The following is a 12,490-nucleotide window of genomic DNA, read 5'->3' as shown; positions in this document are numbered from 1 at the left end:
CGGCCGGTTCTGCCGGGCCGACCGAGCCGAACGGGCGGGTGCGAATATTTGAGAAGAGATTGTTCACCATATATCAGGAAAACAGCAAAGAACTCATATGCCAGCGGACCGGTCTTCAGGGAAATGGCACGCGTCACGCTCGACACGCTCCGGAAGGAGTTCGACCGAGGAACCATCGTCGCCGTCGACGACCTGGACCTGGAGATCGACGACGGCGAGTTCGTGACCGTCGTCGGGCCGTCGGGGTGCGGGAAGACGACCACGCTCCGGATGGTCGCGGGGCTCGAAGAGCCGACCTCCGGTACCGTCAGCTTCGACGACGAGGACGTCACCGACATCCACGCGAAGGAGCGCCCGGTCGCGATGGTGTTCCAGAACTACGCGCTGTACCCCCACAAGACGGTCCGCGAGAACATGGCGTTCGGGCTCAAGATGAGCACGGACATGACGAAAGAGGAGCGCCACGAGCGCGTCCGCGAGATGGCCGAGATGATGGGCATCGAGGACCTGCTCGACGACAAGCCCGACGAGCTCTCGGGCGGGCAGAAGCAGCGCGTCGCGCTCGGCCGCGCCATCGCGCGCGAGCCCGAGGTGTTCCTCTTCGACGAGCCGCTCTCGAACCTCGACGCGAAGCTCCGCACGGAGATGCGCGCCGAGATCCAGAAGCTCCAGAAGGAGTTCGGCGTCACCGCGATGTACGTCACCCACGACCAGGAGGAGGCGATGACGATGGGCGACCGACTCGCCATCCTGAACGACGGGAAGCTCCAGCAGGTCGGCGCCCCCACGGAGGTGTACCAGAACCCGGTCAACGAGTTCGTCGCCGGCTTCATCGGCTCGCCGTCGATGAACTTCCTCGACGTCGACGTGGAGACCGACGGGACGACGGCGACGATCCGGGACGAGGCGTCCGGACTCGCGTTCCCGCTCAGCCGCGACTACGTCGCGGGCCACGACCTCGAGAGCGGCCCGTACACCCTCGGCGTCCGCCCCGAGAACATCGAGGTCGTCGAGCAGCCGACCGGCGAGGAGACCCTCACGGCGACCGTCGAGGTCGTCGAGCCCATCGGCTCCGACAACTACGTCCACCTCGACGTGAGCGAGGACTTCCTCGCGCGATCGCCCGCGGACGTCCAGCCCGAGGCCGGCGACGAGGTCGGCGTCACCTTCGACGAGGCGGACCTCCACCTGTTCGACCCCGAGACCGGCGAGGACGTGTTCCTGACCGAGGAGGAGATCGCGGCCGCGGTCGCTTAGAGACGGGCGATTTTCGGAGCTGGCGTCGGGGTGTGAACCGAGCGTTCGTACTTTCTCGCTGAATCGGAGGCGGACATCGTGAGTTCCGCTGCTCGGTGGGAACCCGCCGTTTCGGCAGTGAACACCGCCGAAGCTCCGGCCGCGACGACTCGATGCGCTCGGTGCGCTCCTTGACGGCCTGTCGGCCGCTCGAAGGCGCGCGCCGCCGCGGATTTGTCATGCCGAGCCGCGTCGCGGCGAGTCCTCTGTCTCGCGTCGCCGCCGACAACGGCTTGAAGTGCGCGCTCGTCGGACAGTCCGTAAGCATGGAGCCGCCAGACATCGAGCGGTTGGACGAGCGGACCGTCCAGCGGATCGCGGCCGGCGAGGTCGTCGAGCGCCCCGCGAGCGTCGTGAAGGAGCTGGTCGAGAACAGCCTCGACGCGGGTGCGAGCCGCGTGGCGGTGTCGGTCGAGTCGGGCGGCACCGAGGGGATCCGCGTGCGCGACGACGGCGTCGGCATCCCCGAAGACCAGCTGGACGCCGCCGTCGCGGAGCACGCCACCTCGAAGATCGGCGACATCGAGGACCTCGACCGCGGCGTCGGCACCCTCGGCTTCCGCGGCGAGGCGCTGTACACCGTCGGCGCCGTCTCGCGGCTCACCGTCCGCTCACGGCCTCCGGACGCCGAGGCGGGCGCGGAGATCACCGTCGAGGGCGGCGAGGTCGGCGAGGTCCGGCCGGCCGGCTGCCCCGCGGGCACGACCGTCGAGGTCAACGACCTCTTCTTCAACACGCCCGCCCGCGAGAAGTTCCTCAAGCGGACGGCGACGGAGTTCGACCACGTGAACACGGTCGTGACGAGCTACGCGCTCGCGAACCCGGACGTGGCGGTCTCCTTAGAACACGACGGCCGCGAGACGTTCGCAACCGAGGGGAACGGCGACCTCCGGTCGGCCGTCCTCGCCGTCTACGGCCGCGAGGTCGCCGAGTCGATGATCGACGTGGACTGGACGCCCGAGGGGAGTGAGACGGACGGCGCGGCCGACGCCGACGGCGCCCCCGTCGAGCGCGTGACGGGACTCGTCTCGCACCCTGAGACGGCGCGCTCGACGCGCGACTACCTCTCGACGTACGTCAACGGGCGGTACGTCACCGCGAGCGCGCTCCGCGAGGCGACCCTCGACGCCTACGGCGGCCAGCTGGCCCCCGACCGCTACCCGTTCGCGGTCCTCTTCGTCGAGGTCCCGGCCGGCGACGTGGACGTGAACGTCCACCCCCGCAAGCTGGAGGTCCGCTTCGACGAGGAGCCGGCGGTCCGCGCCGCCGTCGAGACGGCCGTCGAGGACGCCCTCCTCGACCACGGGCTGATCCGCTCGACGGCGCCCCGCGGGCAGTCGGCGCCCGACGAGACCGCGGTCGCCCCGGAGACGCCCGACGTCGAGGCCGTCGGCGGCGCGGACACCGGCCACGAGCGCGCCGCGCGCGAGGGGCGCGAGCGCGCGACCGAGTCCGCGGCGTCGGGCGACCCGACGGACGCCGGAGGCGGCTCGGAGGACGCTCGCGACGGCGAAGTCCCTCGGGCCGACGATGACACCGACCGGGCTGACGAGAACGCCGCTCGGCCCGACGATGACACCGACCGGGCCGCCGCCGCCGAGGGCGACGACGACCCGTCGGCGCCGACAGAGCTGGACCCCGCGGACGACGCGGCGTGGTCGGTCGACGGGCTAGGCGGCGAGGGCGCGTCGACGGACGGACCGGCCGGCGAACGGACAGGTTCCGGGCGCACCGACGCGGGCGGCGACGCTCGGCCGTCCCCGCGAAGCTGGCAGGCGGACTCCGCGGACCGCGACGGCGAGCCGCCGACGGAGACCGACGAGGTTGCGGGGGCGACCGGCGACAGCGCGGAGACGCTGAGCGACGCGGCCGAGCAGGGTTCCGATTCGCCGGCCGGCGAGGAGGAGGACAACCGGTCCCCCGCCGAGGAGTCGTCGCGGCCCTCTCCGCGGGCGCGCCCCGCGACGCGGCAGCGGACCCTCGGCGGCGAGGGGACCGAGCGCGAGCGCGAGTTCGACTCGCTACCCTCGCTGCGGGTGCTGGGACAGCTCCACGAGACGTACGTCGTCGCCGAGGCGCCCGACGGGCTCGTGCTGATCGACCAGCACGCGGCCGACGAGCGGGTGAACTACGAGCGGCTGAAGGCGGCGTTCGCGGACGGCGCGGACGCGCAGGCGCTCGCGGAGCCGGTCCGCATCGAGCTGACGGCGCGCGAGGCGGCGCTGTTCGAGGAGTTCGTCGACGACCTCGCGGGGATCGGGTTCCGGGCCGAGCGCGCGGGCGAGCGCGAGGTCGCGGTGACGGCGGTCCCGGCCGTCTTCGACGCCGCGCTCGACCCCGACCTCCTGCGTGACGCGCTGTCCGCGCTGGTCGACGACGCCGCCGCGGGCGACGAGCCGGTCGCCGACGCGGTCGACGAGCTGCTCGCCGACCTCGCCTGTTACCCCTCGGTGACGGGGAACACCTCGCTGACCGAGGGCCGCGTCGTCGACCTCCTCGACCGGCTCGACGCCTGCGAGAACCCCTACGCCTGCCCGCACGGGCGCCCGGTCGTGATCCGGCTCGACCGTGAGGAGATCGGGTCGCGATTCGAGCGTGACTACCCGGGCCACGGCGGGCGGCGCGCGGAGTAGCGTCCGCCGGGAGCGACCCTGACAGCGCGGGGACGCGGAGCCCGACTCACCGCCGATCCCGAATATCACGGTTGATACCAGCGGGCCGCCGTTTAACACGTTGGTTTTCGTGATAGATCGTATGCCGATCGCATCGGTGAAAGACAGCTACGGGGCGAAACTGGGGGTCGGGTACGTCGCGACGGGGGCGTTCATCGTCGCCGTCGGCGTGGTCACGAACGACGCGAACGCGACGGTCGTCGCGGCCGTCGCCGGACTGCTGACGCTGGGGTCGATCAACGCGGCCGAGACGATCGCCAGCGTCACGGAGATCGGCGCGCAGACGCGGCGCGTCGCGAACGGCGACATCGACCGCGAGGTGCGGTCTACACGGACCGACGAGTTCGGCGAACTGGCGGGCTCCATCGAGGAGATGCGGGTCTCGCTGAAGGACCGACTCGCGGAGATGGAGCGGACGCAGGACGAGCTCGAAGACGCGCGGGCGGAGGCGACGGAGATGGCCGAACGGTACCGCCGGACGGCCGACCGCTACGCCGAGGTGATGGAGGAGGCGGCGACCGGCGACCTCACGCGCCGGGTCGACGTCGACGAGAGCGACGAGAGCCTCGCGACCGTCGGGGAGTCGTTCAACCGGATGATGGACGACCTCCAGGCGACCGTGGAGACGGTCCGGGAGATGGCCGACCGCATCGAGGCCGACGCCGGCGAGATGGCGGAGATGAGCAACGAGGTCGAACAGCGCGTCGCCAGCGCGACCGGGAGCGCGACGACGATCCGGGGGCAGGCGAGCGACCAGCGCGCGGAGCTGGAGTCGATCGCCGCCGACGTCGAGAACATCAGCGCCTCGGCCGAGGAGATCGCGGCGACCGTCGACGACCTGTCGGACCGGAGCGAGGCGGTCGCGGCGACGAGCGACGACGCGCGCAGCTCCTCCCAGAGCGCGCTCGACGAGATGGCCGAGGTCGAGTCGGAGGCAGAACGCGCCGTCGACCGGGTCGAGCGGCTCCAGGAGGGGATGGACGAGATCACCGAGATCGTCGACATCATCGGCGAGATCGCCGAGCAGACCGACATGCTCGCGCTGAACGCCTCGATCGAGGCGGCCCGCGCGGACGGCTCGGGCGACGGGTTCAGCGTGGTCGCAGAGGAGGTGAAGGGGCTCGCCGAGGAGACGCAGTCGCGCGCGAACGAGATCGACGAGATGATAGACGAGATCGCCGACCAGACCGAGGAGGTGACGGTGTCGATCCGCTCGACGCAGGAGCGCGTCCAGAACGGGACCGACACCGTCGAGTCGACGCTCTCCGACATCGAGTCGATCGCCGACTCGGTCGACGAGATCAGCGGGTCGCTCGCGGAGATCCGCCGGACGACCGCCGACCAGGCGAACACGGTACAGGACACGGCGGAGTCCGTCGACGAGATCACGGAGCTCAGCACTGAGACCGCCGAGACGGCCGAGGAGACGGCGGCGGAGATACAGGAGGGACAGTCGGTCGTCGAGGACGTGTCCGACTCGCTGCGCGAGTTCCAGACCGACGCCGTGACGACGCTCCAGGACCGCGTCGCGGCCTTCACCGTCGAGGGGAGCGACGCCGGGACCGGCGGTCCGGCCGCCGAGGGCGGCGCCGGCCGCTCGCGGGCGACGACCGACGGGGGTGCGCGATGACGGGCGCCGTCACCGCCGCGTACTGGATCGCGGCCGTCGGCTTCCTCGTCGGCCTCGGGATCACGGCGGCGCTGTACGCGAAGCTCAACGGGTCGGAGCACCGCGGCCGACTGGCCGCGCTGGCGGTGATCCCCGGGTTCGCCGGGCTCGCGTACGTCGGGATGGCGCTCGGAGTCGGGACCGTGACGGTGAACGGGAACGAGCTGGTCGGGCTCCGCTACGTCGACTGGATCGTCACCACGCCGCTGCTCGTCGGGTTCATCGGCTACGTCGCCGGCGCGTCGCGCCGCGCCATCGCGGGCGTGATGGTGGCCGACGCGCTGATGATCGCGTTCGGGGCCGGCGCGGTCGTCGCCGGCGGGACGCTCAGGTGGGTTCTGTTCGGCGTCTCGGCGCTGTTCCACGTCACGCTGTTCGCGTACCTGTACGTGATCTTCCCGCGGTCGGTCCCCGACGACCCGATGCAGCGGGGCCTGTTCAGCCTGCTGAAGAACCACGTCGGGCTGCTGTGGCTCGCGTACCCGTTCGTCTGGCTGATGGGCCCGTCGGGCGTCGGGTTCACCGGCGCGGTGGGCGTCGCGCTGACGTACGCCTTCCTCGACGTGCTGGCGAAGGTGCCGTACGTCTACTTCTTCTACGCGCGGCGGCAGGCGTTCACCGACGTGGTGTCCGCCGCGGCCGCGGACCGCGACGGCGCGGCCCCGTCGCTCGGCGACGAGACGCCGACCGGGGCCGACTGAGGCCTCGCGGGGGCCTCCCGTTCCGCAACCGGGCCGGGGCACCCCGACGACGGCGACCGCAGAGAGGTACGTTTTAGGCGACTGCGACGGACCCAGCGGTATGGAACGCGTAGCGATCGTCGGCGCGTCGATGACCAGGTTCGGGCAGCGCGACGCCTGGGTGCGCGAGCTGCTGGCGGAGGCGGGCGCGGCCGCGCTCGACGACGCCGGCGTCGACGGCGACGACCTCGATCACCTGTACGTCTCGAACATGGCCAGCGGCGAGTTCGAGGGGCAGACCGGCGTCCCGAACGCCCTCGCCCACGACCTCGCCGCGCAGCCGGCCTACACCGCGCGGATCGACCAGACCTCCTCGTCGGGCGGCGCGGGCGTGTACGCCGCGTGGCAGTCGGTCGCGTCCGGCGCGAGCGACCTCACGATGCTGGTCGGCGGCGAGAAGATGACCCACCGGACGACCGCGGAGGCGACCGACGTGATCGCGTCGCTCACCCACCCGGTCGAGTACAAACACGGCGTGACGCTCCCCTCGTTCGCGGGGCTCACCGCGCGGCTCTACCTCGACGAGTACGACGCGCCACGCGAGAGCCTCGGGAAGGTCGCGGTGAAGAACCACAGGAACGGGGTCGACAACCCCCACGCGCAGTTTCAGAAGGAGGTCGACCTCGACACCGTCCTCGACTCGCCGGTCGTCGCCGACCCCCTCCGATTGTACGACTTCTGTCCGATCACGGACGGCTCGGCGGCGCTCGTGTTCTGCCCCGAGTCCGTCGCCGAGGAGTACGCGCCGGACGGCAGCTACGCCGTGATCAGCGGGATCGGCGGCGCGACCGACACCCACGTCGTCCACGAGCGCGCGGACCCGACGACGATGGGCGGGGTCGTCGACTCCTCCGAGGTCGCCTACGAGATGGCCGGCATCGGTCCGGACGACGTGGACGTGGCCGAGCTCCACGACATGTTCACCATCCTGGAGTTCCTCCAGAGCGAGGACCTCGGCTTCTTCGAGAAGGGCGAGGGGTGGAAGGCGGTCGAGGAGGGCGTCACCGACCGCGACGGCGACCTGCCGATCAACACCTCGGGCGGGCTCAAGTCGAAGGGCCACCCCCTCGGGGCGAGCGGCGTCGCGCAGGTGTACGAGATATTCAAGCAGGTCACGGGCGACGCCGGCCCGCGACAGGTCGAGGCCGACACGGGCCTCGCCTGCAACGTCGGCGGGTTCGGGAACTGCGTGACCACCACTATCCTGGAGGGAAGCCAATGAGCGACAACGAGACGACCGACGGCGAGGACGGGGCAGCGCCCGGCGAGGAACCGACCTTCGAGGCGGCGGAGTACGCGGACGGGACCGTCACCTACCCGCCTCACACCGTGAGCCCGGACGGCGCCGAGCGCGTCGGGACGGTCGACCTCCGCGAGTACGAGGGCCGGGTCGTCACGTGGACGACCTCGACCGCGACGCCGCCGGGGGTCCGCGAGCCGAACACCCTCGCAATCGTCGAGTTCGAGATGGGTGACGACTACGACGGACCGCCGGTCCGCGCGCTCGGACAGGTGGCCGAGCGGGGCGACGCGGGAGCGGGCGACGACGGAGACGGCGAGCAGTTCGACGTCGCCATCGGCGACCGCGTCGAGCCCGTCCACGCCGGCGAACTGCGCGAGCCGGGCGCCGGCATCCGCGAGCCGGAGAGCCAGGACTGGGACGGGTTCCGGTTCCGCCCGGTCGAGTAGCGGTCCCCCTCGCGCGGCACGGGCTCAGGCCCGGAACCGCGACGCGTCGGTGTCGGTGAGCGGCCCGAGCCGCTCCGCGTGGACGCCGTCGAGCGTGTAGACGTCCGGGCGGTACCGGATCTCCTCGGTCACGCCGTGAGCGTCCCGGAGCCGGCGCCGCACCCGGTCGACGTCCTCGCGGTCGAAGTAGTTCGGCGTGAACACCAGCACGGCGTAGTTCTCCTCGCCGAAGGCCTCGCGGCCGGCGCGGGTCGTGACCTTCGCGTCCCAGAACCGCCCGGCCGCGACGTCGTCGACCACGCCCTCCCAGAGGTCGTCGACCGCTCCCGCGGGGCGCTCGACGAGCCACTTCCCGCTCAGGTACGTCGTCTCCAGCGCGAGGCGGTCGGCGTCGCGAACGGTCTCGGGGTCGGCCGGGGGCGCATCCGCCCGCTCCCGGTCGACCCCCGGCAGGTCGGCCTCGGTCGTCGCTGCCGGGCGCGTCACGTCGTGGGTCGGGAAGTAGGCGTCGCGGGCCTGTCGCGGGAACCCGGTCACGTGCTTGACCCGGAGCCAGTGCCAGCCGGCCTCGTCGATCGCGGTCGGCGACCGGTCGGTGACCATGGCGTCGGTTCGGCGCCGCGGGTGAAAACGGTCCCGTCCGTCGCGACGCGAGGTTGCGGGGTCGCCACGCTCAGACCCCCCGGTAGTCGCCGAGCCGCGTCCCGTCGAGCAGGTAGGCGTCGGCGGCGGGCAGCGCCGCGGGGAGGTACGGCGCGAGGAACGACTGCCCCTCGACGTTGACCCACGTCCCGCCCGAGCGCTCGTTGAACGCGGGGAAGACGACGAGTTCGGGCGAGTCGGCCGCGCGGTCCCCCTCGTCGCCCGACTCGGTGAACGCCGCGGGGTCGAGCTCCCCGCGGAGCCACGCGCGCTCGACGCGCGAGCCGCCGACCGCGTCCTCCAGCCGCACCTGCGGGTGTTCGTGGCCGGTACACACCACGTCGGCGTCGAGGAGCCCCGGGTCCGGCCAGGTGTGGCCGTGGCAGACGCCGACGGCTCCCGGGGAGTCGCCGAGCAGCCCGCCCTCGGGACCGATCACGTCGAGGTCGTCCGCGAACGCCTCGGCGACGCCCGCGTCGTGGTTCCCCTCGACGAGCGTCATCGGGACGCGGTCGGTGACGGCGCGGACCAACGTCTCCAACTCCTCGCGCTCGTCGCCGTCGGGCGCGCCGATGCGGTGCGCGAGGTCGCCGAGGACTACGAGCCGATCGGCGTCGGTCTCGGCGAGGAGGTCGCAGAGCCGCTCGCGGCGCGCGTCGGCGCGGGAGTCCAGTTCGACGCCGCGCTCGTAGCGCAGGCCGACCTCGATGCCGGCGTGGACGTCGGCGACGAGCAGCGCGCGCTCGCCGCCGAGGTCGGCCACGGCGGCCGGCTCGCCGACGACCGGCTCCACCCGCGCCATCAGATCGGCTTGAGCAGCCCGTCGCCGGGCTCGTAACACTGCCCGCTCATCAGCGCGTCCTGGATGGCGTCCTCGACCGCGCCGGGCTCGACGCCGTGGTCGTCGGCGACGCGCTCGACGACCGCCTCGCGGGGCGCGCCGTCGCCGTCGTCGAGGTCGCCCATCGCCGCGACCGCGGCGGCTTCGAGGTCGACGTCCTCGTCGGCCTCGGTCGCGTCGGCCTCGTCGTCCTCCGTCGGTTCGGCGGCCTCGGTCGCCGGGTCGGCCGGCTCGCTCTCCTCGGTCGCGGCGCCGGTCGCCTCGTCCGCGGCCGCCGCGGGGTCGTCGACCGGCTCCTCGGCGAGGTCCTCGGGGTCCGGCACGTCGATGTCGGCCTCGCCCGGCTCGTCGACCTCGGTGCCGGTCGAGAAGTCGGTGCCGAACTCGGACTCGATCTCCTCGCGCTCCTCGTCGTCGAGCTGGTACATGTCGTCGGCGTCGGCGTCCGCGTCGAGGTCCGCGGTCGCGTCCGCCTCGCTCCCGTCGTCGAACGCCGCGTCCGCGTCGCCGCCGGCGTCGAAGTCGCCGAGCCCGCCGTCGTCGGCCGCCGCGTCGGCCGGATCCGCGGCAGGGTCGTCGGCGTCGCCGAGGGAGTCGGATTCGGCGGTCGAAGCGGACGCCGGCTCGGCCGTCTCGTCCGTCGGCGACCCGACGGCGTCGTCGGTCGACGCCTCGCTAGAGTCGCCGAGCGACGAGTCGGTCTCGGGGGACGACGAGTCGGCGTCGGTGGTCGCCCCGGAGTCGACGGTCGCCCCGGAGTCGGCGGTTGCCCCGGAGTCGGCGGTCGGTTCCGAGTCAGCGGTCGATTCCGACTCCGCGGCCGAGTCCGATTCCGCGCTCGGTTCGGCGTCGCTCGCGGCGGGAGACGGTTCCGCCTCGGGGGCGCTCGCCTCGCTCGGAGTTCGGTCGGTATCGGTCGTCGCCGCCGGCTCGGCGACCGTCACGTCGGTCTCCGGGAGCGGACCGAGCGCTGTCTCGCCGCCCTCGTCGGGGGCGAGGTCGAGGGCGCGGACCTCGTCGCGGTCGCCCGCGATCATCTCCAGGGCGTCGACCGCGAGCCGGCGGACCGCCTCGGCGTAGACCGCGGTGGTGCCGTAGTGGTCGATGGCCTTCGGGATCCCCGCGGCCAGCGGGGCGGGGGCGCCACCCGCCTCCAGCGCCGCGCGGAGGTCGTCACCCCGGAGGTCGGAGTCGAGCGCCCGCGCGAACACCGCGAGGCGGTCGAGCGTCGCCTCCGCGGCGGAGACGACCCAGCGGTCGCGGGTGTCGGCGTCGACCTCGTTGAGGCTCTCTGGGCGGACGGAGGTGAACACGCGGTCGGAGTCCTCCGGCTCGAAGGTGCGCGCCTTGCCCGTGAGCGCGACGAACGCCGGCGGGTCGGCGCGCTCCAGGAAGGTCTGCGCCTCCGGCTGGTACTGGCCCGCGTAGGTGACGAACGCGCCGGAGGGGTCGACGACGCGGCCGCGCCGCGTCTCGTCGTTGACGCGCTCGACCTCGGTGAGCACGCCGGCGGTGAACAGGCGGTTCACGCGCGCGCCGGTCGGGGTGACGACGTAGTTCGGGGCGCGCTCCTCGTCGCTCTCGGAGTACGACAGCGAGGCGTCGTCGAACTCCGCGGCGAACACCCGGTAGGCGACCTCTCGCGTGCCGGGGCCGTCGTCGCTCATTCGCCCACCTCCGCGAGCGCGGCGCGGGCGTGCTCGGCGGGGTCGTCGTCGGCGAGCGCGAACTCGACCGCGTCGAGGGTGGCGCCGTAGTCGTCGACCGAGAGGTTCCCGCGGACGCGGTAGGCGCGCCCCACGAGCGAGTCGGCGATGTCGTCGGCGACGACCTGCTTGTCCATCGCGTCCTTCGCGGCTTCGAGGGCGTCGTCGAGCCCGCCGCCGTACACCTCGGCGGTGAGCTCGTCGTCGAGGACGACGGTGACGGTGTCGGTGCCGTCGTCGAGGATGGCCTTCACGCGCAGGTCGTCCTCGCCGTCCACGTCGCCGTGGCTCCGGCACTGGCCGTTCTGGACGACGCGGCCGCACTCGGGGCAGCGCTCGATGAGCCCGGAGCCGTCCCGGACCTCCAGCACGTTCCCGACGACCTCGACGTCGAACATGCCGCCGGAGCCGACCGCGTCGGCGATCGACAGCCGCGGGGCGTCCTCGGCGACCTCGACGGGGTCGGGAAGCGGGGTGACCGTCGAGAACTCCGTGAGGTTGATCGAGGGGACGCCGCGGAACTCCCGGACGTACACGTCCTCGATGCGGAGATCCGCGCCGACCGCTATCTCGGAGCGGGGCTGCCAGTCGGTGAAGGGGAGCTTCGCCGTCTCGTCGCCGACGACCCCCTCCAGGATCTCCGTCTCGCCGTCGCGGCCGGAGATGGTCTTCTCGTCGACCTCCAGCACGCGGACCTCGACGTTGCGGCCGCGGTCGCCGGCCGCGATGTCGACGAGGCTCCGGTCGCCGCCGACCTCGCGGTCCACCTCGACGGGCTCGTCGGCGATGGCGACCGTCGTCGAGTCGTTGAGGTTGAGCTCCGGCTCCCCCTCCCACTCGCGGACGCCGGCGTTGCCGATCGTCAGCGAGTCGCCCGGCTCGAAGCCGAAGTCCTGCCACGCAGTGTAGGAGATGACGCCGGTCTCGTCGGCGATCTCACCCTCGCGGATCGTGAGGTCGTCGCCCTGGTATCGGATGGTGCGCGTCCCCTGCGTCAGCACGCGGACGGTGACCGTCACGCCGTCGTTCTCGGTAGTGATCTCGCCCACGTCGACCGCGTCGGGCGTCGGCGACGACCCGCCGCCGCCCCCGCCGTGCTTCCGGCGGACGCTCTGTTTCGCCTCGTCGATGGGGACGCTGTACTCCAGCAGGTTCTGTAGGTCGGCTTTGACCTCCTCTTTGTCGACGCCGAGGTCGGAGGCGAGCTCCTCGGCATGGCTGTTGACGTCCATCGA

10 protein-coding genes are annotated in these 12,490 nt (G+C 72.5%); 6 read left to right on the top strand and 4 right to left on the bottom strand.

The window, feature by feature from the left end; translation table 11 throughout:
• Positions 1 to 123 precede the first annotated feature (123 nt).
• The 6 genes from DVK05_RS02260 to DVK05_RS02235 all read left to right on the top strand — a co-directional run bounded on the left by DVK05_RS02260 (position 124) and on the right by DVK05_RS02235 (position 8,066).
• Positions 124 to 1,257, top strand: coding sequence for an ABC transporter ATP-binding protein (locus tag DVK05_RS02260; RefSeq protein ID WP_121561809.1), 1,134 nt, complete (start codon positions 124 to 126; stop codon positions 1,255 to 1,257).
• Between the two features lie 305 nt (positions 1,258 to 1,562).
• Positions 1,563 to 3,929, top strand: coding sequence for a DNA mismatch repair endonuclease MutL (gene mutL / locus DVK05_RS02255; RefSeq protein ID WP_121561808.1), 2,367 nt, complete (start codon positions 1,563 to 1,565; stop codon positions 3,927 to 3,929).
• Between the two features lie 121 nt (positions 3,930 to 4,050).
• Positions 4,051 to 5,598, top strand: a complete 1,548-nt coding sequence (locus DVK05_RS02250; RefSeq protein ID WP_233559317.1) for a methyl-accepting chemotaxis protein — start codon at positions 4,051 to 4,053, stop codon at positions 5,596 to 5,598.
• Positions 5,595 to 6,338 carry a bacteriorhodopsin gene (locus DVK05_RS02245; RefSeq protein WP_121561807.1) on the top strand — a complete coding sequence of 248 codons (744 nt, stop codon included), beginning with the start codon at positions 5,595 to 5,597 and terminating at the stop codon, positions 6,336 to 6,338. Before DVK05_RS02250 ends, DVK05_RS02245 begins: the two co-directional genes overlap by 4 nt.
• A 100-nt stretch (positions 6,339 to 6,438) precedes the next feature.
• Positions 6,439 to 7,599: a thiolase family protein gene (locus DVK05_RS02240; protein ID WP_121561806.1), complete on the top strand. Its 1,161-nt coding sequence runs from the start codon at positions 6,439 to 6,441 to the stop codon at positions 7,597 to 7,599.
• On the top strand, positions 7,596 to 8,066 hold the full coding sequence (locus DVK05_RS02235; RefSeq protein ID WP_121561805.1) for a hypothetical protein: 471 nt from the start codon (positions 7,596 to 7,598) through the stop codon (positions 8,064 to 8,066). The genes DVK05_RS02240 and DVK05_RS02235 overlap by 4 nt, the downstream gene beginning before the upstream one ends.
• 24 nt (positions 8,067 to 8,090) lie before the next feature.
• On the opposite strand, the gene DVK05_RS02230 is transcribed toward DVK05_RS02235, so the two are convergent.
• The 4 genes from DVK05_RS02230 to DVK05_RS02215 form a co-directional block, all read right to left on the bottom strand.
• Positions 8,091 to 8,669, bottom strand: a complete 579-nt coding sequence (locus tag DVK05_RS02230; RefSeq protein ID WP_121561804.1) for a putative phosphothreonine lyase domain-containg protein — start codon at positions 8,667 to 8,669, stop codon at positions 8,091 to 8,093.
• A 70-nt stretch (positions 8,670 to 8,739) separates the two neighbouring features.
• Positions 8,740 to 9,510 (bottom strand): metallophosphoesterase, encoded by a 771-nt coding sequence (locus DVK05_RS02225; RefSeq protein WP_121561803.1) that lies wholly within the window; start codon positions 9,508 to 9,510, stop codon positions 8,740 to 8,742.
• Positions 9,510 to 11,216, bottom strand: a complete 1,707-nt coding sequence (locus DVK05_RS02220) for a hypothetical protein (protein ID WP_121561802.1) — start codon at positions 11,214 to 11,216, stop codon at positions 9,510 to 9,512. The genes DVK05_RS02225 and DVK05_RS02220 overlap by 1 nt, the downstream gene beginning before the upstream one ends.
• On the bottom strand, positions 11,213 to 12,487 hold the full coding sequence (locus DVK05_RS02215; protein ID WP_121561801.1) for a Single-stranded DNA binding protein: 1,275 nt from the start codon (positions 12,485 to 12,487) through the stop codon (positions 11,213 to 11,215). Before DVK05_RS02215 ends, DVK05_RS02220 begins: the two co-directional genes overlap by 4 nt.
• Between the last annotated feature and the right edge of the window lie 3 nt (positions 12,488 to 12,490).

This window comes from Halorubrum sp. Atlit-8R (genome assembly GCF_003666025.1).
Taxonomy (GTDB): domain Archaea; phylum Halobacteriota; class Halobacteria; order Halobacteriales; family Haloferacaceae; genus Halorubrum; species Halorubrum salinarum.
Note: the sequence above shows the minus strand (reverse complement) of the source record. Positions and strands in the feature narration are given on the sequence as shown.